Annotated in this window: 19 protein-coding genes; 7 read left to right on the top strand and 12 right to left on the bottom strand. The window is 46.5% G+C overall.

What is annotated here, in order from left to right:
- Positions 1 to 21: 21 nt before the first annotated feature.
- The 3 genes from JJU34_RS17410 to JJU34_RS17400 are packed head-to-tail and all read right to left on the bottom strand — an operon-like array spanning position 22 to position 3,520.
- Positions 22 to 1,632, bottom strand: coding sequence for a LysM peptidoglycan-binding domain-containing protein (locus JJU34_RS17410; protein ID WP_228693686.1), 1,611 nt, complete (start codon positions 1,630 to 1,632; stop codon positions 22 to 24).
- Positions 1,633 to 1,642: 10 nt separating this feature from the next.
- Positions 1,643 to 2,281 (bottom strand): O-methyltransferase, encoded by a 639-nt coding sequence (locus JJU34_RS17405; RefSeq protein ID WP_228693685.1) that lies wholly within the window; start codon positions 2,279 to 2,281, stop codon positions 1,643 to 1,645.
- Between the two features lie 6 nt (positions 2,282 to 2,287).
- The gene (locus tag JJU34_RS17400; RefSeq protein ID WP_228693684.1) at positions 2,288 to 3,520 is read right to left on the bottom strand and encodes a pitrilysin family protein; all 1,233 of its coding nucleotides are present in this window, start codon (positions 3,518 to 3,520) and stop codon (positions 2,288 to 2,290) included.
- 227 nt (positions 3,521 to 3,747) lie between these two features.
- Here JJU34_RS17400 and JJU34_RS17395 point away from each other — a divergent pair, with 227 nt between their 5' ends.
- A complete protein-coding gene (locus tag JJU34_RS17395) occupies positions 3,748 to 5,043 on the top strand; it encodes an aminopeptidase P family protein (RefSeq protein ID WP_228693683.1) in 1,296 nt (431 codons plus the stop codon).
- Positions 5,044 to 5,080: 37 nt separating this feature from the next.
- Here the strand turns inward: JJU34_RS17395 and JJU34_RS17390 are convergent, their stop codons facing one another.
- From JJU34_RS17390 to JJU34_RS17375, 4 genes are all read right to left on the bottom strand, one after another.
- Positions 5,081 to 7,891: a tetratricopeptide repeat protein gene (locus JJU34_RS17390; RefSeq protein ID WP_228693682.1), complete on the bottom strand. Its 2,811-nt coding sequence runs from the start codon at positions 7,889 to 7,891 to the stop codon at positions 5,081 to 5,083.
- Entirely contained in the window at positions 7,891 to 8,178 is a 288-nt protein-coding gene (gene gatC, locus JJU34_RS17385; RefSeq protein WP_228693681.1) for an Asp-tRNA(Asn)/Glu-tRNA(Gln) amidotransferase subunit GatC, read from the bottom strand. Before gatC ends, JJU34_RS17390 begins: the two co-directional genes overlap by 1 nt.
- 140 nt (positions 8,179 to 8,318) lie before the next feature.
- A complete protein-coding gene (locus JJU34_RS17380) occupies positions 8,319 to 9,086 on the bottom strand; it encodes a lysophospholipid acyltransferase family protein (RefSeq protein ID WP_228693680.1) in 768 nt (255 codons plus the stop codon).
- A 74-nt stretch (positions 9,087 to 9,160) separates the two neighbouring features.
- Positions 9,161 to 10,489 (bottom strand): NfeD family protein, encoded by a 1,329-nt coding sequence (locus tag JJU34_RS17375; protein WP_228693756.1) that lies wholly within the window; start codon positions 10,487 to 10,489, stop codon positions 9,161 to 9,163.
- 185 nt (positions 10,490 to 10,674) lie between these two features.
- On the opposite strand from JJU34_RS17375, the gene JJU34_RS17370 reads away from it, so the two are divergent.
- The 3 genes from JJU34_RS17370 to JJU34_RS17360 all read left to right on the top strand — a co-directional run bounded on the left by JJU34_RS17370 (position 10,675) and on the right by JJU34_RS17360 (position 13,324).
- Positions 10,675 to 11,889: a LysM peptidoglycan-binding domain-containing protein gene (locus JJU34_RS17370; protein ID WP_228693679.1), complete on the top strand. Its 1,215-nt coding sequence runs from the start codon at positions 10,675 to 10,677 to the stop codon at positions 11,887 to 11,889.
- A 107-nt stretch (positions 11,890 to 11,996) separates the two neighbouring features.
- Entirely contained in the window at positions 11,997 to 12,554 is a 558-nt protein-coding gene (locus JJU34_RS17365; protein ID WP_228693678.1) for a hypothetical protein, read from the top strand.
- Complete coding sequence (locus tag JJU34_RS17360) at positions 12,551 to 13,324, top strand: TIGR02757 family protein (RefSeq protein WP_228693677.1); 774 nt, start codon at positions 12,551 to 12,553, stop codon at positions 13,322 to 13,324. Before JJU34_RS17365 ends, JJU34_RS17360 begins: the two co-directional genes overlap by 4 nt.
- A gap of 16 nt (positions 13,325 to 13,340) precedes the next feature.
- Here JJU34_RS17360 and pyrE read toward each other — a convergent pair whose 3' ends face one another.
- The gene (gene pyrE / locus JJU34_RS17355) at positions 13,341 to 13,985 is read right to left on the bottom strand and encodes an orotate phosphoribosyltransferase (RefSeq protein ID WP_228693676.1); all 645 of its coding nucleotides are present in this window, start codon (positions 13,983 to 13,985) and stop codon (positions 13,341 to 13,343) included.
- An 83-nt stretch (positions 13,986 to 14,068) separates the two neighbouring features.
- Here pyrE and JJU34_RS17350 point away from each other — a divergent pair, with 83 nt between their 5' ends.
- Positions 14,069 to 14,758, top strand: coding sequence for an NUDIX hydrolase (locus JJU34_RS17350; protein WP_228693675.1), 690 nt, complete (start codon positions 14,069 to 14,071; stop codon positions 14,756 to 14,758).
- Here JJU34_RS17350 and coaD read toward each other — a convergent pair.
- From coaD to JJU34_RS17330, 4 genes are all read right to left on the bottom strand, one after another.
- Positions 14,746 to 15,201 carry a pantetheine-phosphate adenylyltransferase gene (gene coaD / locus JJU34_RS17345; protein WP_228693674.1) on the bottom strand — a complete coding sequence of 152 codons (456 nt, stop codon included), beginning with the start codon at positions 15,199 to 15,201 and terminating at the stop codon, positions 14,746 to 14,748. The genes JJU34_RS17350 and coaD overlap by 13 nt on opposite strands.
- Before the next feature lie 9 nt (positions 15,202 to 15,210).
- The gene (locus JJU34_RS17340) at positions 15,211 to 16,044 is read right to left on the bottom strand and encodes a DUF3822 family protein (protein WP_228693673.1); all 834 of its coding nucleotides are present in this window, start codon (positions 16,042 to 16,044) and stop codon (positions 15,211 to 15,213) included.
- A gap of 3 nt (positions 16,045 to 16,047) precedes the next feature.
- Positions 16,048 to 16,629 (bottom strand): hypothetical protein, encoded by a 582-nt coding sequence (locus JJU34_RS17335; RefSeq protein WP_228693672.1) that lies wholly within the window; start codon positions 16,627 to 16,629, stop codon positions 16,048 to 16,050.
- A 61-nt stretch (positions 16,630 to 16,690) separates the two neighbouring features.
- On the bottom strand, positions 16,691 to 17,194 hold the full coding sequence (locus JJU34_RS17330) for an NUDIX hydrolase (protein WP_228693671.1): 504 nt from the start codon (positions 17,192 to 17,194) through the stop codon (positions 16,691 to 16,693).
- A 44-nt stretch (positions 17,195 to 17,238) separates the two neighbouring features.
- On the opposite strand from JJU34_RS17330, the gene JJU34_RS17325 reads away from it, so the two are divergent.
- Both JJU34_RS17325 and JJU34_RS17320 read left to right on the top strand, forming a co-directional pair.
- On the top strand, positions 17,239 to 18,654 hold the full coding sequence (locus tag JJU34_RS17325; protein ID WP_228693670.1) for an AAA family ATPase: 1,416 nt from the start codon (positions 17,239 to 17,241) through the stop codon (positions 18,652 to 18,654).
- 120 nt (positions 18,655 to 18,774) lie between these two features.
- Positions 18,775 to 19,176: a DUF1573 domain-containing protein gene (locus tag JJU34_RS17320; RefSeq protein WP_228693669.1), complete on the top strand. Its 402-nt coding sequence runs from the start codon at positions 18,775 to 18,777 to the stop codon at positions 19,174 to 19,176.
- Positions 19,177 to 19,226 lie beyond the last annotated feature (50 nt).

The raw sequence follows: 19,226 nt of genomic DNA, 5'->3' as shown, positions 1-19,226 counted from the left end.
TGATGCTGGTAGACAAAACGATTACTTTCGAATGACGATCTTTTGTCCCACTTTTAGGATGTTGTCTTCGCCAATTTGATTCCATTGCCGCAATTGGTCTACACTCACCTGGTGTTTACGCGAAATAGCGTACAGTGTATCTCCCGGTTCTACCACGTGTTCGATCACCTGTTGAGCGGCAGACGCAGCGGGAGCAGAGGGCGTTGGAGTACCCGAAGACTGCCATGGTACCGTCTGAATGGACGTGCCGGACGGTGTGGTTCTGGTAGCAGTGCCAGAATCTGCGGTATGAGTACTGGCTTGCGTCGGAGGAGCAATCCGTCGGGTAGGTGATACAATCTGAATCTCTTCACCTCTTTTGCGGTAGTCTTGCAGCTTCAGAACCATACCCGGTTTTAAATCACTGTCTTTGTATATCCGGTTCTTTGCCTTGAGGGAGTGTACCCTTATTCCGTGTAGTTGAGAAATCTTCCACAGGGTCTCTCCAGGCTGCACCACGTGTTCCTCTGCTTCTGCTTTCCCTTTTTTTCGTTTGGTGTAATAATATTGGCCTGCCACAACGGGATCAGACTTTCCAAGGTCATTGAGCCTTCGCAGTTTGCGCTCTTTCATGTCCACCTGGCTAGCAAGCTTTTCCACTGGACCACTATTTGCGGCCAAAACTGCTTTGATGCCGTTTACGCTGACCTGTCCTTTCTGTGTGGCTTTAGAGGTGTTTCCAGTGACCTTTGGGTATGCTGAAGCATTGCTGCTTTGCGCAAGTTCCTGTCCGGTACCGGCCGGGGGAAGATCCGTTTGAATAGCAGGCCTGACAGGTACGATGCCTTTTTGAATGTAGGTGACCACATAGGTTTTGTCTCCGGGAATGTTTCCGGTAGCCGCCCATTTGTTGTATTCTTTGAGGTGATTTTCACTTACGCCAAGTTGTTTGGCCAATTGGGCGAGCGTAGTCGGTCCTTTTACCGGATATTCGTGCAGGTAATCCCCGTTACTGACCAACTTGCCGGTCTGTCCTTCAAAGGCGATTTTATGGGCTAGGTATTTTTTGAGGTACCAATGGGAGTTTCGATCAATATCCATGGTACGCTTACCCTTGTATTGATCGCCAAAGTACCCCCTTGCGCCTCCCAGTCCCATCTGATAGGATACCAAGGCAGTAGCCCAGTTGTTGAGGTGACCTTGATGTTTTTTAAGGTAGAGTGCTGCTCCTCGTGTAGAGGAAACGATGTTTTTGCGTTCATCCACCTGATTGTCCACGCGCATAAAAACTTCCTCAGCGGTTCCTTTTTTAAATTGCCAGAACCCTACGGCGTTGGATGTGGATACGGCATCCGAAATCAGGCTGCTTTCCTGTATCACCAGGTATTTCATATCATCGGGTACTCCTTGTTCTCTCAAGACGCGCTCCACAATCGGCATGTAAAGATTTACCCTATCCAGTTTAATCTGAAAGTAATTTGGGTTTCGGTAAAGCGCATTTACATCTGCTTGAATCTCCCTTTTTGCCTGCTCGTTTAGGCGCAAGGTCATATCTGCAAAGTAAATCACGGAAGGAACCTCCGGCACCTGGGCCCAAGCGAGACTGGACCCTAAAAAAACAAGGAGGACATACAGGATTCTCAATTTTCTCATGCCTATGCAATTATCTTTTTCTAGCCATCATGATACCGTCTCGAATGGGTAAAATAACGTTTTCCACCCGGGGATCATGTTGCACTTTTTGGTTAAATTCCAAAATAGCGGCAGTGTCTTTGTCCAGCTTCTTACGCTTGGATTCCAAGACCTTACCTGACCATAAAATATTGTCGGCGAATATCATTCCGCCGGGATTTAGCCGGTCGATTACCAAATCGTAGTAACGGCTATAATTTATCTTATCTGCGTCGATAAATACCATATCAAAGTTACCGGAAATTTCCGGAATTAAATCAAGGGCATTCCCGATACGGTAATCGATTTTCTCATTTAGACCGGATTCCAGAAAAAATCCCCGTACCATTTCTTCCAGTTCTGCGTTGATATCCAACGTAATCAGCTTAGCGCCCGCTTCCAATCCCTTGGCCATGCATATGGCAGCATATCCGGTAAAAGTACCTATTTCCAGTACGCACTTTGGTCTTAACATTTTCACCTGCAGTTCCAAGAATTTCCCTTGAACCGGACCCGAAAGCATCCTAGGCTTCAATACCTTTAGGTTGGTTTGCCGGGTGATGTGAGTCAAGGTAGCATCTTCCTTTTCGGTATGGTCCAAGCAGTACTGAAATAGTGCGTCATCAATCATAGCGCATTATGCTTTTGGGAGGTAGGTAAGGAAACTAAACTGGTCCTCATCGTACACCTCTTGTGCTAAATCCTGCAACTCCTCCGCTGTGGCAGATTTAATTACCGCAAAGATATTTTCCAAGGGTTCTATGTAGCCTTTGTCCAAAAGAGTCTTGCCATAGACCAGCATGAGGCCCGGGTAGTTTTCCTCTGCCATGGCCATTTGCCCGATGGTCTGTTCCTTGGCCATATGGAGTTGCAACGTGCCCAGTTTTCTCTCTCGGATACGTGTTAGCTCGCGCATGACAATTTTACGGGCCTTGGCTGCAGCTGGTTCTTCGGTACCGTAAAAAATCCCAATAAAGCCCGCGTCTGTATAGGCTTGGTAGACGGATTCTATGCTGTAAGCCAGCCCGTGTTTTTCCCTCAAGGCCATGTTTAGCCTGGAATTCATGCTGGGACCGCCTAGAATATTATTGAGCAAGAATAGCTTGTACCGATTGGGATCTTGTATCCCTAGGGTAGGTTTTCCCAAAGCGCAGTGCGCCTGAGTGATCTCTTTGTAGGTGGTCGTGATTTTTGGAATGTACCCATTTACCGGCATCCTTCGATAATGACTGTGCTTAACGGGGATGGCAGTAAGAAAGGGCGTAACCGTTGCAAGCACTTTTTTGAAGCTGATATTGCCCACCACGGAAAAGATGATTTTGGAGGTATCCAACCTGTTTTGGATGAAATCCAGGAAATGTTGCTGCGTGAACTGCCTCACCGAATCTTCGGTGCCGAGAATATTGTTGCCTAGGCTGTGTCCAGGAAAGAGGATTTCGTCAAAGTCGTCCTGAATGGAATCGTCTGGCGAATCCCGATACATAGCCATTTCTTCCAATATCACCTGCCGTTCTTTTTCAATTTGTTTCGGCGGGAAGATGCTGTTAAAGGTGATATCACAAAGTAGTTCTCCAGCCTTGCCGAAATGCTCTTTTAGTACGCTGGCATAGAAGCAGAGTTTTTCTTTGGTGGTGTAAGCGTTGAGTTCCCCGCCCAGTGAATCCAGACGATTGATGATGTGAAAAGCTTTCCGCTTATGGGTTCCTTTGAAAGCCATGTGCTCCCAAAAATGTGCTAACCCTATTTGATCTTCCTCCTCATCCCTGCTTCCGATATCTAAAATAAATCCGCAATGCACCATCCTGGTATGGGTAACCTCTTGGTGAACAATCCGGATTCCGTTTGCTAATTCCCTGATTTGATACGACATTCCAAACTGATTCACTTCCAGAATGCAAAAATAGCAGCATTATTCGGTAATACCTGTGTGGAATCTCAGGAATGCGATAATTTCCTTTTTGGCGGCAATCCGGAGGTTTGTCTGTACAGTCTGATCCATGGGTTTGTATTGCGATCAACTGTAGGAATTGGGTAAAATTGTCTATTTTTGGGTGTAACTAAACCAGAGAGTGGGGCTCTAAGGTCCTTCTGATTATTATGCGCTATCAAACCCTAGATAAAAGTCTATACATCCGAAACCGAGCGAAGTTGATTAGTAGGCTTCCAAAGCATGCACTTGCCATTTTTCACGCCAACGACATCTTGCCTACCAATGCCGATGGGACTATGCGGTTCCGCCAAAACAACGACCTCTTCTACCTTACTGGAGTAGATCAAGAGGAGACAATCCTCGTGTTGTGTCCTGATTTTCCAAAGAAAGAGTATAGGGAGATGCTTTTCGTTCGTAAAACGGATGAACACATTGCTGTGTGGGAGGGCCACAAATTAACCAAAGAGGAGGCCGCTGAGTGCTCCGGGATCGGGCAGGTGGAATGGACCGACAGCTTTGAGGGGATATTGACTATGCTGATGGCACTGAGTGACGAGGTGTTTTTAAACACAAACGAGCACCTACGGGCCAGCGTGAAGGTGGAAACCCGGGATGCCCGTTTCATCAACTATTGTAAAGAGCGGTACCCCCTGCATACCTATCGGCGCGTAGCTCCTTTTATGCATCAGCTCAGGGCGGTGAAGGAGCCTGAGGAAATCGCTCAATTGCAGCGAGCCTGTGATATTACGGATGCTGGATTTCGCCGTATACTGAAGTTTGCTAAGCCGGGCGTAATGGAGTATGAGTTGGAGGCCGAGTTTTTACACGAGTTTGTAAGACGGGGTAGCAAAGGGTTTGCTTATGAACCCATCATTGCTTCAGGGCCCAATGCCTGTGTGCTTCACTACATAGACAACGATCAGGAGTGCCGGGACGGCGAACTGATTTTACTTGATGTAGGTGCGGAATATGGTAATTACAACGCAGACATGACGCGTACTATCCCGGTCAACGGCAAGTTTACCAAGCGTCAGCGAGAAGTGTATGATGCGGTATTACGAGTACAGCGAACGGCCTTCGGCATGCTAAGGCCTGGTGTGATCATACAGGACTACCATCAGGAAATTGGGTTGGTCATGCAGGCAGAGTTGATCAGCTTGGGATTGATTACGGCTCAAGATATCGAAGGCCAAGATCCTCAATGGCCGGCGTATAAAAAGTACTTTATGCATGGGACTTCCCATCATCTGGGGTTAGATGTTCACGACGTGGGTACGATGTATGAGCCTATCCAAGAGGGAATGGTTTTCACGGTGGAGCCGGGTATATATATTCCGGAGGAGGGCTTTGGTATTCGATTGGAAAACAATATTGTCATCCAGCGAGACGGCTATTTGGACCTGATGAAAAATATTCCCATCGAAGCAGAGGAAATTGAAGACTTGATGCAGGGAGGTAGTTGATCTATCCACTTCTCAGGTGGGTAGAGGGCCAAGCAGTCTACGGGAGGTACTTGATCTGCAAATCGATGAGCTCTTCAGTACTTAGCCATGCCCCCATTTCTGCCAAGTAGTTACTTGCGTAGGCATCTTGACCAATCCTGCGGCTAAACTTGACGAGCTCTAGCCACAGTAAGGGATCACGGTTGAAGCGCGTGGCGGTATGTAGCAGGTTATAGGCGTCGATCGGGTCCTCGGTATTCCTTACCTCACCCAATACTAGCGGCGTCCAGTAGGCATTGGCAACCCGACTTTTCGTTTTGTAGGGGAAAAACGGGTTCAATTTCTCATCTGGGAGGGGGTGATCGTGTTGAAAGAAGGCTAGCAGTGAGTGAACTTTTGCCAAATTTTCTGATTCTGAATAGGCGGATTCCAAGATGTCTCTGATTTCCTGAAAATCTGAATCCTCAAACCAATGGGATTTTCTAAGGAGTAGTTCGATCGCGTAAAATGCTTTGAGTGGGGTGGCTTGTATCTTTTCCAAAGGTTGCCATACGGATTTTTTCGTTCCAGCCAACAGGTCTGCGAGGCCTTTTGCCAGAGTGACCGTATCATTTTCCATTAACTTGCCTGCTTCGTCCCACTTCATCCAATTTGGAAAGGGAATGGCGTAATTTTCTGCCAATCGAATAGCTGCTTCCTGTTGGCCCCCAAAATACAGCAATGGAAGCATGTCCTGTTCGATCTTGGAAAAGCCGTTGATTTCAGCCGCAGTGATTACCTCGGCGGCTTTAGGCAAATCCATCTGTCCGGCGAGTACCTTTGCCTGCATGGACAGATAAAAGCCGGCACTTCCGGAGTAGTTTCTTGCGAGACTGCCCAACGTGGCGATTAAGTCGTTTAGCTGCCCTTCCCGGTAGTTTCGGATTACCTGTGTTTCCAGTAGCTCGGCGGCTAGCGACGGAGAGACCTCGTGGGCCAGTAGCGCATCCAGCAAATCTAAGTCGTTGTACAGTTCACTATGCGCTACATTACTCCATTGATTTCTGAGCGTGGCGCGGTTGATCAGCGAAGGTACACGAATGGAATCGGTAGGAAGTTCGAAGGGAGCTATTTCAGCGACCAGATTGTAGTTAGCCAACCGATTTATCTGCCCAGGAAGGTTGGGCGTTAGGTCCTGATCCTCCCAGTCCAATCCATGTATTGCATACAATGCCTGCAGGTTGGCGTCTCTGACTGGCGATTGGTCGTTCATGCTTTTTAATAGCTCCCGTGCTTCAATGGGTTGCTGGAGTTTGCTTTTCAGTATGGCCAGATTGTTTAGGAGGTACGGGTTTCCAGGGAAATATTTAAGCCCCTCCTGTAGGTAAAAGAGTGCTTCTGAACTTTTGGATGCATTGTGTAGGCGTGAGGTAAGCAATACGATGTTGTTTACTGTGGGCCTCTCGTCAAAGCTCCGCATAAGCACCTGCGTAGCCGGAGTAGGTTGCCGCTCCTCAAAATAGTAATGTGCCACAGCGTTGAGGTTTTTTGGATTATTGCGATAGCGGTCAAAACTGTATTCGTAAAGTATCGCGGCTTCTTGTTTCTTTCCTATAGTCTGATAGTAGTCTGCGGAGAGGTTTGTAGAGGCGGATCCTACCTGTACCGCTACGATGCCGTCGGAATAGATCGCCAACACCACTACACTAAGCAGGGCACCCATCCGCATGTGAAAATACGGAAAGAAGGGAGGTCGATACATGATTTTTTCGATGGCACTTCCCGTATTCATTATGCCGAGGAAATTGGCGATTAGGTAAAGGAAAAACAGGATTCCAAACCCCAGCTGCGCATATAATAGAATGTGCTGAAGAAAATCCGCCATGGGCGCATTCACTGTGAGATCGGCTTTTAGCCACACCAAGCTACTGATAGCAAACCCAATCAGGTACACTCCTTTGCCAATCAAGGGAAGGGTATAGGGTTGTGGGATCTGTCGGATCTTTCGGGTGGTCTCCCAAAACCCCAATGCTCCGGCAAGTATAAATACCCAAAAAACTGATGGCAGGGGAAAAGAAGCGCGTAATTCTCCCGTCAATTGCATATACAATAGTGCCACAAAGACGATGTAGGCAATAGATAACACCAGAAAGTGCCAGATGATTTTTATTCCTATACCTTGGTTGAGTTTGGCAAGTAGCACGTAGATGGAACTGACTACCGAGTGTCCGATATACACTAGAAAAATTGCCGAAATTACCATAGCGGTCAGGCTAATGTTTTCCGCCAAGAGCAAGGTAGGTGCAGGTACAGGGGAAAAATAAATCAGGGTAAACCAAGTAATTAGCGCCACAGGCAGGATGATCGGTGTCCGGGTTTCCAGTCCAGCATAAGGGAAAAACGTGTGAATTAGAATGGCAGGAAGCAACAGTCCACCGAGAGCAATCAATAAGCCGGAATTTTGACCGAGGGCAGTCAGACCTAGGTCATTGACCCCCGAGACAACCAGCAGAAATATAGCGGCAGCCATGCTCGCAATAAACGGATACCTGTTGAAACCGCTGATCAAGACAATTCCCAAGGAGAAAAGAATCCATACCAGGAGTCCCATTAATTGACTTTGTAGGGGGAAATCCATCGGTGGCACGGACTCAAATACCTGGTAAAGAAGGTAATTTTGCGTTTCCAGCGTCAGTTGCCCAAATCCCAAAGAAATGTAGCCCAGGGGGATATTTACCATTTCACCGGTCATTCCCGGAATAAGGGGAAGGGCTCCTTTGGGGAAAAACAGATGCAGTGCGATCAATCCCACGCAGCCGATTACCGCTATAGAAGCTGGCAGGAATACAAACAGGTATGAAAAAATTCGTTTCAGAATGGTGGACTTCATTACTCCAGTACCTTCGGAACCCTGAAGTAATCCGAGTCGCGCTGTGGTGCGTTCTTTAGCCCTTGTTCATGATCCAAGTGAGATCCGATGACATCTTCTCGCAGGACGTTTTCCTCTGATGACATGGTGGTTATGGGGGCCACGTTACTGGTATCTACCTCGTTGAGCTTTTCCACCCAGTCCAGAATTTGGGTCATATCGGCGGTCATTTTTTCGGCACTTTCTTCGTCAAATTCAAGTCTGGCAAGGTGGGCTATTTTCCGTAATGTACCTACGTCTATCTTCATTTGTTGTTTGTTTATGACGGATACGTCTGCGGTTTGCCAGGCAGGCGGTATCCCGTATTTTTTATAAGCTTTTCTCTACGTGGCGACTGCGTCAGGCACGCATTGTTGGGGTTACTATATTAAGCGGACAGTGCCTATATTCAGCTGTTCTCCACCCCTACCGATGAGAGTTCACCGATGCCCGCATTGTCTTTCAGGAGCTGCTCTTGGATGGTTTGGTAACAGCGATCTTTCAACACATTGAGCATTTTTGCGTCTGCACCCACCACGGGTATCGGAGGATGAATCACTACTTTGGCGGTTTTATGCCGTAGTAAAAACTTCCCGTCGTCGGGCAAAATTAAGTGATTATAGGATAATGTGATAGGAATTAGGGGAATTTGTTTGTCCAAAGCGATTTTAAACGCCCCGTCTTTAAACCGGGACAAAAGAGGGGGGTGGGGGCTGTTGATTCCGCCCTCTGGAAAGATGACGATACTGGCACCTTCATCGATTACTTCTTTCGCTTTGGCAATGGACGCTCCACGGCTTTTTAGGCTGTTTCGGTCCACCGCAATATGCAGGTTCTTAAACATATAGCCGAAGAGAGGTACGTTACCAAGCGATGCCTTTCCCACAAAAACCAAGTCAAAGGGTATGAGTCCTAACGCCGGTATATCGAGGTAGGAAAAATGGTTGGAGACAATTACGTATTGGTGGTTTGCTTTCAGGTGGTGCAAATTTTCAAATTTGACACGTATCAGCAGACAACTGAAGAATACCTTGGACCAAAGTCGGTTTAGTTTTCTACCGTATTTACGCAAACGGGGTACTTCGATCGTCAGCACAAAAATTGGCAGTAAGATCAAGAAGGTACCGAAAAACACGATTGTACCGTAGATCGAATATATTCTCTGCAGTAGAGGCATGGGCTATAAAAAGATTACTGATTCTCCCGTTTTTAGGATTAATTTACGAATCTCCACCGGTAGGGTTGGATCTATCACGCTTCCGGGTCGACCTTTTTCACCCGCAAGGAAGTACCCTCGGAGCTGATGATTTTGATAGGGTCTCCTTTATCTATAAACTCTCCGCGTGAATATGCATCGTAAATTTCATCGTCAATGCGTACCTTTCCACTGGGAAGCAGCCTGGTGTGTGCCACTCCTTCCCTGCCTACCAGGTCATTTGAATACATCGTCGACGTGTATCCGTCAGTACGCTGTTGAGTAGTGGCTAGGGATATGCTGCTGAAAGCTTTCCACTCATTTACCTTTGGCATGAGGGTGAATAGTAATACGGTAGCAATGATAGCGGCAAGCAGCACTGTCAACAATGCGGTGAAAAGCTTGCCGGATGCTACGAAAGTAAAGTCGAACAGATCATTGGGCAGCATGCCCAAGGTGAGGCCTGTTAGGATTCCCAGGATTCCCAGTATCCCGAATACACCAAACCCCGGCAGGACAAATATTTCAATCAATAAGAATACTACCCCGACGATAAAAACGGCAATTTCCCAATTGGCGGCAAGTCCTGTCAGGTAGTAGGGGATGAAATAAAGGATGATTGCAATCACACTGGCCAACAGCGGAAAGCCAATACCAGGGGTTTGCAGCTCAAAGTAGATCCCAGCAAATATGATCAAGATCAAAAAGCCACTGACCACCGGGTTTAGAAACAGAGCAATTATATCCTCGATCGAAGAGGGTTCGTAATACACGATTTCGCGGTTTTCCCATCCTATGTGGTCTAATAGATCCGGGATGGAGGATACCTGCGCTTCACAAAAGTTATTGGCAATAGCCTCCGAAACCGTGAAGGTGATTACTTCGCCGGCTTTGGATATACCTTCAATTTCCAGTTTTTCGTCCACCATTCCTTCTGCTATTCGTGGATCCCGGCCCCGTGCTTCAGCCGTGCTGCGCATCATAGAACGCATGTAGGATTGGTATTTGTCTGGAGCAGCCTCACCGGACCCTCCCATTACCACCGTGGCAGCACCGATGCTGGCCCCCGGAGCCATATAGATGCTATCGCAGGCGATCGAGATCAAAGCACCTGCTGAAGCAGCATCCTTGTCAATAAACGAATAAACGGGGATGGTTGATTCCAAGATCATGGTCCGGATGTCATCCGCGTCATTCACAGCACCACCATAGGTGTCCATATGGATGATGATCAGATCAGCTTCCTGATTTTTTGCTTCTTCCATCGCCAGTCGCACTTTTCGGTTGCTTCTGGGGTCTATGTCACTTTTTAGCTCAAAGACAAAAACTTTTTTGGTATCCCTTTCGTCGTCATTCTCGTTAGCATAAGCAAGGTAGGTTGCCATGAGGCCAAAAATGAACGCTATCAGTAGGGAGAGGTGTATTTTCATTGGTGTCGGTATTTGAGGTTCAATATACAGATAAAATCCCTTAATGGCCTAATTGGGTTCCTGTCCGGTTGCAATTGAAAAAATAAAGTTGAAATTTGCACAAGGATAATAGTAGGCATGCGAAAAACCAACGTGTTGACATGAAAAGGTATTTAGTAGTTACCGTGTTTTGGATTTTATCGGTTTCGTCCTGGGCAGGCGAGCGGGTCCTTTTAGACTCTATTGGGGTAGAAAAGATTGGAGAGAAGACCTTCATCGTGCATCAGGTGGCGCCGCAGGAAACCATTTTCGGTATATCCCGTCGGTACAATACGCCTGTGAGTGAGATTGTTCAAAATAACGAAGCTTTAAAGGATGGGCTAAAGATTGGTCAGCGAATCCTCGTCCCGTACATTCAAAAGGAGGAAATACCTGAGGGAGCGATCCTCTACAGTGTTCAGCCAGGAGAAACACTTTTTGCAATTTCCAGAAAGCACCAGGTAGGTGTGCAGCAAATTCAGGAATGGAATAACCTACAGGGTACCGATTTAAGTGTTGGGCAGTCTCTTATAATCAAAAATGTGGCTTTGCCCGAGCCCAAACCGGTTCAGCAAATTCAGGAAACCGTAGCCGTAGTTGATCAAAAGGTAGCCGTGGCGGAATCTACAGGCAGAGAACGGAGCCGGGCAGAGCCCAAACCGAAACCTGAAGCAGCTGAAAAGGCCTCGTCCACAGTAGAAAGGGCAACTGGAGGGTCAGAGCGATCTGCTACTGCGGCTACCTCAACACCTGCACCCAGTTTGGCTACATCGTCTATAGGTGGATGGAAATCCCATACCGTTGCCCAAGGTGAGACACTCTTCTCAATCGCCCAAACCTACCAAGCCAAAGTAGAGGACCTGATTACATGGAATGCCCTCTCCTCGAATAACTTGTCTATCGGACAGACTCTGAAGGTTGGGAGAGAAACCGGGGCAAGTATACCTGTAACCCGGTATCCGACTCCAGAATCCAGTGAATCCAATGCCACAACAAGTGCAGCTGCTGCATCGGTAAGGCCTACTGAAACAGCAGTCCCAACTACCAACAACACAGATTCTTCTACGGCCTATAAAAACATCAAGGAAACTGGTCAGGCAGAGGTCATAGAAGGTACTGGAAACCATAAGAAATACCTCGTTCTGCACAGGGATGCACCCGTCGGTACGATCATGAGAATTCGAAATGAGGAAAACGACGTGACCATTTTCGCAAGGGTAGTGGGTACACTTCCCAATACAGGAGATAACTCCCGTCTCATCGTGAAAGTTTCCAAGGCGGCGTTTGATCAACTGAGAGCGGTGAACCCTCGCTTTCCCGTGGAGATTTCTTATTGATAGTGGAGGATAGATGTGTTTCATGGAATGGTAATAGTCGTTAAAAAAACGGCCTTTTTTGGTTATTTACTGATTATCAATTATTTTTGAGTATTGAATACCTACTAATGAACAAATTTCAGTTACTGTTCCATAACGTCTTCAAGTTTATATGGAACGCCCTCTTTATCATCTCCTACCCTGTTTTAGCTACCTTTGGTGTTTTGTTTATCACAGTTACCATGGTTTTTTCTTGGGTGTCACGCCAATTGAGCAAGTTGAGTAATTCTCAGGTAAAGGAGGTGGATAGCAGTGAATGGGAAAGGATTTCCGATGATTCAGATCTTTTGGAAGGTAGGCTGTATAAGCAGATTATTTTCGGACCCAATTGCTACCATTTTCGTCGCCGGGACGGGATTCCCTCTGTGATCGAAGATTTTATTTTTGGGAAGAAAGTTAAGGTCTTGGAAGAGGGGTTGATTGTAGAAAAGTGGAACACCACGGATATTAAAGAAATCCCAGACTTTGACATTTGTCTATACAAGCCAGATGACGATAAATTGACCAAGCTTACAAACGTCAAGTGTTTTGATTGGCACTTGGCCTCCAAGCAGGATGATTTCTTGTATTTCAAATGGTTTGACGGAATACAAGGCGGAGAGGTAAAAGTCTCCATCACTGGATGATTGGGGATCGGTTACGCGACTTTTTGGATGCCAAAGAGCGGGAATTTAACCGCCCGGATTTTATTCCCTTGGACCCCATATCCGTACCTCACCGATACCATAAGAAGCAAGATATTGAGATAGCGGGTTTTTTTGCGGCCACGCTCGCTTGGGGTCAGCGCAAGACGATCGTGCAAAAAAGTCTTGATCTTCTGGAGCGTATGGATAACAGTCCCCATGAGTTCATGCTGCACCATCAAGAACGCGATTTGATTGCTTTTTTGTCTTTCAAGCACCGCACTTTCAATGACGTGGATACCTTGTATTTTATTGCATTTCTATCCCATGTGTATCGAAATCATGAGAGCCTAGAGGAGGCCTTTACCATGGCGTGGTCGGAAGAAGTAGATGTGATGGAAAGGCTTCTGACCGATTTTCATCAGTACTTTTTCAGTTTGGAATCCGCACCTACTAGAACAAGAAAGCATGTGGCTACCCCGCTCCGTAAATCCGCCTGTAAGCGGATGAATATGTTTCTTCGGTGGATGGTCCGGCAGGATGCCAAAGGGGTTGATTTTGGAATTTGGCAAAAAATAAAACCCTACCAGCTTGTATGTCCCTGTGATCTGCACGTCGATCGAGTGGCGCGCAAATTGGGATTGATTACCCGAAAACAAACAGATTGGCTGACAGCAATGGAACTGACAGCCAACCTACGTTTATTGGATGAAAATGATCCGGTAAAGTATGATTTTGCGCTTTTCGGTCTTGGAATTATTGAGAAATTTTAGGACTGAAGCCGTCTTGTTAAGGTTTCCAGCTTCCCGGATCGAGTCGCCACTGTTGTAATGTAGCGAGATCTTCCTCCGATACGTAAGCATCCCTTACAGCCTGTGGCAGCATATGTTCGTAGTCGCTGAGGCAGATTAGCTTCACTTTCGCCTGTTCAAAATTCGCCTTTGCCACCTCAAATCCATAGGTGAAAATACTGATCATTCCTAGCACGTCAAATCCGGCACCGCGAAGGTCTTCCACGGCTTTGAGCGAACTGCCACCAGTAGAAACCAGGTCCTCGATGACCACCACCTTTTGTTCGGGAGTGATTTTACCCTCAATCATGTTTTCCATTCCGTGCCCTTTGGGCTTTGAGCGTACGTATAGGAACGGAAGCTGCATCGCGTCTGCGACAAGGGCCCCCTGTGGAATTCCTGCAGTGGCTACGCCTGCAATGGCTTCGACGGTTCCGAAGTGTTTATGGATGGCTTCGGCTATCTGCTCTTTTATGTAGGTGCGGATGGGCGGATAGGAAAGGGCAAGGCGGTTGTCGCAGTAAATAGGCGATTTCCAGCCTGATGCCCAGGTAAATGGGTCTTGTGGCTTGAGCCGAATAGCTTTGATTTCCAACAAATGTTGGGCGATTTTCGTAGCGGTGTTCTCATTTTGAATTTCCATGGGATAAAATTATGGGATAAATTTTTATGCAAGGTTGTAGGGGGTAAAAAAAAAGTGCATTTTTGAAAAAACTTGCTTGGGCAATGAAGATTTTTATCAACGACAAGCCTCTGGAGCTTTGTTCCCCTTCCGAACTGCCATCCAACCGTACCTTTGAGGTAGTCTACGACAACCCCGAAGATTTGCCGCATTTTACGGGATTGTATGATGATGTATTGATTGTGAATCCCTCTAGGGAGATCATCGTAAAGCTATTGTATTTACTTAGGACGCGCAAGCTGAAGAAGTTGGACAGTATCACCGTGGTAAGCGGGATCAAGGAGGAGATGCAGCGATTTGTCAAAAGCAGATTTTATATCGTAAAGGCTGCCGGCGGTGTCGTTACCAAGGAAGACAAGGTACTCTTCATTTATCGATTGGGGAAGTGGGATTTTCCAAAAGGAAAGTTCGAAAAAAAGGAAACACCTGAAGCCTGCGCTGTGCGGGAGGTGGAAGAGGAGTGTGGCTTGAAAGTAAAATTGAAGGCACCTATCTGCAAGACTTGGCACACGTACACCCAAAACCGCAAAAATATCCTCAAAAAAACGTATTGGTATGCCATGGAGTGCGTAAAAGATTCAGATATGCAGCCCCAACTGGAAGAAGGCATTGAGGAGTTACGTTGGATGAACCACCAAGAAGCAAAAATTGCCTTGGTGAACTCTTACCCGTCTATGCGGTATTTGTACAAGCGTTTTTTAAAATCTGCCCCCACAGTGCCTCAAATTTCATAGGGGAGAAACTCCCGAACGTCGCCACCATATCGGTGTACCTCCCGAATGATTGTAGAGGAGATGGCGGCGAATTGAGGTGAAGTGATCAAGAACACGGTTTCTAAGTCTTCGTTTAGGTACCTGTTCATCTGGCTGATGGTGTTTTCGTATTCGAAGTCCGTGGTATTGCGAAGACCTCGTAGCAAGTAATTTGCATCGTGTTTTTTGGCCAAAGAGGACGTGAGTTCGTTGTATAACATCACTGTTACATTGGGGGTACTTTGATACAAAGATTCGATTTTTTCGATCATCAGCTCAATGTCGAAATACCGGTTTTTTTTCGTGGTATTGTGACCTATGGAGATGATGATTTCGTCGAAAAGGTTCAGTCCACGCAGTACGATATCGTGATGTCCTTTGGTAAAGGGGTCAAAGGAACCGGGAAATAAGGCAATTTTTTTCATAATCGGAGGTTAGAGCATCCAATAAGCCTCTAGCAGGCCGGCCTTTTGAAAGTTTTCCGCACCTGCTCGGAAGGAAAGCTTTTCGATGGGTGCAAGTTGTTCAATGTGCTTAAAAAATGGTATGAGTTGGTCGATTGAGCTGAAAACGTGGATCAGATCCCCGACCACTGAAAGGTGCAAACTTCGCTGATCGAATCCCAGTTGTTTGACCACGGCGAAGAGGAATTTCATCAGGTCATTTTCAGTATGGATTTCAAAATAGTTAAACAAAACCAGTTCGCTATCCTTGAACGCTCCTACATAAAGTGCCCCCGGGCCGGGCAGAAGAAAGATGTGCTCCTCATGGGAGGACGCAAAGGTGTCCAATAAATAGGACAGGTGGAATGCCGCTCCTGAAGATACTTCTAAGTCCGGAAGTGCTGAGTCCAGGAAAGAAAGCAGCTCTTTTTCTGCACACCCAACTACCTGTAGCGTATTGGAGTGTATACCCAGGTGAAAAACTTCTGTAGTGGCAGTCTGTACTTCGGTGTGGAAGTTCAGGTAGACTTCGCACTGTGTTGGGTCAAATACCGGCTGGGGTACCAAAACAAACTGGGCGTTGTGGATAAATAGCCTTCCGAACGTGTTGGCAGAATGGATAAGCGGATCTTCCTCAAAGATCATTGACAAGTCACTGAACTCTTGAAACGAGTAGAGATTTACCGCGCAGACTTCACCAGTATCATCCTGCGCTAAGACGATCAAAGACGTTCTATACAAGAAAAGCGATAAACTGGATACCTCGTCTGTATCCAATTTATCGCCATGAAATTTACTTAGGATATATGTTCCTTTGCTATCCAACGTTTATTCCCAGTTACCTGAGGTAGAGGCATCTACTCTGGAACCAACGCGAAGAGCCTTCTCGTTGTTGTTTTTCCTTCTATTAGGATTGATAGGAGCCGGGTCACGAATCTCAAATACGGAAATTTCCCTACCACTACGCTCAATTTTGTCTGTGAAGAACTCAAACTGCTTACCACCAGATCCAGGCACTACGTTCATAGTTTCCAAATTGAACTCAGGATACTTGCGTTCGTTGAACAAGGAGTCTATTACGTTTACAGATCCCAAGGTATCAAATTCCACAGTGGTTTCTTCCTTGCCGTAATCAAGAAGTTTGGTCGTTTCTGTTCGCTGTATGATGAAAATCTCTCCGTCCACAATAAACTCGCGTAGGTCTTCCCAACTTCCCGCATATTCACCTTTGTTGGCTCTGTACGCAATCTGTGCGTCTCGGAGCATTTGTAGCTTTTCGATGATTCTGGCTTCTGTTCGTGCTAGTCTTTTCTCTTCTTCTACTACTTCGTCTACTCCTAGGTATAATTTATAGCCTAGGCCCAATGCTCCTAGAAGAAAGACGACGGATAAAATTCTGGTCAGATTCATTTTTGGTTGATTTTAACGTCAGTTAATGTGTTTTGAAGAATTGAAGGTTTTTATTAGGATGCTAGTTTATGCATTTATTTCCAAAATTAAAATATCCTTTCCATATTCTTACATCATCGGTCGATTTTATTCCCCAAAACATGGCGTGTTTTTCTTCTTGTCGGATATTTTGGATTTCCTCTACACCCAGGAACCGTATATCGGTGATTAGTTGATTTGGCGTGTCGAGTTCAGGATCTTCCCCGATTTCCAATCTCCCGCCGATAGCTTCCACTGCAAAATAGAGTTCGATAGCATGCAGCGGGGGTTCGAGAAACTCGTGTACGAACAAGTAGTCATTCACCTGAATATGTAGGCCGGTTTCTTCCTTAAATTCCCGTATCAGGTTTTCCGGCGCACTGCTTCCGTATTTCATCCCGCCTCCGGGAACGTTCCAAAAGAAGCGCCCTTCCCCCATACGGTGTTTGATCATTAGGATTTTTTCTCCTTGCAGTAGGATGCCATTTACTCTCGTTCGCAGACGATTGCCAAACTTCTCCTCGATTTCTTTTTTTATGTTAGGCATATTCCCCTTAGATTCGTGTCTTTCCTGTAAAGATAACTGCCTTGATGAAGCCTTCGGTTCCTATTCGGAAAAAATTTCCGCACCAGCCTACTAGTGGACAAGAGCGCTTTTTTAGTCGCATGGATACTTTTTTGGCGCCGGATGTTTCCCCCATGTCAACATTTATATTACGGGGCTATGCAGGGACCGGAAAAACTTCGGTAGTGGCGGCCCTTGTAAAGGCGTTACCTTCCCTCAACCTGCGTGCCCTCATGTTGGCACCAACAGGTAGGGCAGCGAAGGTGATGAGTGGCTATGCTGGTAAAACCGGTTTTACCATTCACAAGATTATCTACAGACCTAAGGACTCCGATAGGAGCTCGGGGATCGGCTTTGATCTGCAAAAGAACTACTATCAGCACACGGTTTTTATCGTGGACGAAGCGTCTATGCTTGCCGATGAGAGTGGGGGCTCAGGCAGTTTGCTGAGGGATTTGATCAGCTTTGTGTTTCAACATACCTCGAACAGGCTGCTGCTTATAGGGGACGGGGCCCAACTACCGCCTATTGGCAGTGAAAGCAGCCCGGCACTGGATAAGCTTTACCTGGCACGACACTTTAGGTTACAGGTAGAGGAGGTGGAGTTCACAGAGGTCACAAGGCAGCAACTGGATTCGGGAATACTGTACAATGCCACCAGGCTTCGGAGTGAGCTTTCCAAGAAGGAGCCTACTATTGGGTTTTACTCGAAGTCCTTTAAAGATTTTTATCGGATGAATGGAGATCGGTTGGAAGAAGGCCTTCGGTATGCGTACGACACCTACGGGGTAGATAATACCATCATCGTGACTCGGTCCAACAAGACCGCTGTCCAATACAATCAGTATATCCGCCGGGTGATTCATTTTTACGAAGACGAAATTAGTGCGGGGGATCGGTTAATGATTGTTAAAAATAACTACACCTATATGGCCGATTCGGAAAGGATCAGCTTTTTGGCCAACGGTGATTTTGTGGAAATTTTAAAAATTCGTTCCTTTGAAGAGCTATATGGCTTAAGGTTTGCTACGGTGGAGCTTAGGCTGATAGACTATCCGGAGGAACCGTACTTCGAGGCGAAGATAGTCTTAGATACGCTTTACACTGCGTCGCCTGCCTTGTCGCAGGAGGACTATAACAGGCTTTACCACGAGGTGTTGGCGGATTACCAAGATGTGGCCAGTAAGAAGGAGCTACGGGAATCTTTGAAAAAGGACCCCTACCTCAATGCGCTACAGGTGAAGTTTGCCTATGCGTTGACCTGCCATAAATCCCAAGGTGGGCAGTGGGATGCGGTGTTTGTTGACCAGGGATATCTAACGGACGAGCAGCTAGATCGGCAGTACATTCGGTGGCTCTACACGGCGATGACCCGGGCAAAAGAAGTATTGTTTATGGTGAACTTTCACGGGAAATTTTACCTTAAAGAGTTAAAAGAATGAGTATGGAATCCGATAGGTAGTTAAAAGCAGTCGGGAAGAGGAAGAGAAGTAGTGAAAGTCGCGAAAAATGCGTAACTAAAAAAGATTCAATTTGACTTCAGTAAACTAAAAAATAGACAAATGAGAAAGTTAGTGTATTTGTTGGTATTTGGAATGTTGGCTTCGTTTGCTGCCCAAGCGCAGGAGCGCTCTGCAGCGTCTCCGGTTATTACCTTCGAGGAATCGTCCATCGATTTTGGAAACATCACACAGGGTGACAAGGTGCAACATGTTTTCAAGTTCGAGAACACCGGTAAAACTCCCCTAGTGATTTCCAACGTGGCAGCAACGTGTGGGTGTACCGTTCCGGCATGGCCCAAAGAGCCTATAGCGCCAGGGCAGGGAGGGGAGATCAAGGTTTCTTTCAACTCAGCAGGGAAGATGGGAAAGCAGAACTCTGTAGTAAGGATTTATTCCAATGCCTCGGAACCCATTGAAAAGGTTTCCTTGATATCCAATGTGCTACCAAAAGGCACTAGGTGATTATCCAAAAGGCACTTAGGAAAAAGGCCATCTCACATCGAGACGGCCTT

This window comes from Lunatimonas sp., from assembly GCF_020832325.1.
Lineage (GTDB): Bacteria > Bacteroidota > Bacteroidia > Cytophagales > Cyclobacteriaceae > Lunatimonas.
The sequence above is the reverse complement of the archived record's forward strand: the minus strand, read 5'-3'. Positions and strand labels throughout refer to the sequence as shown.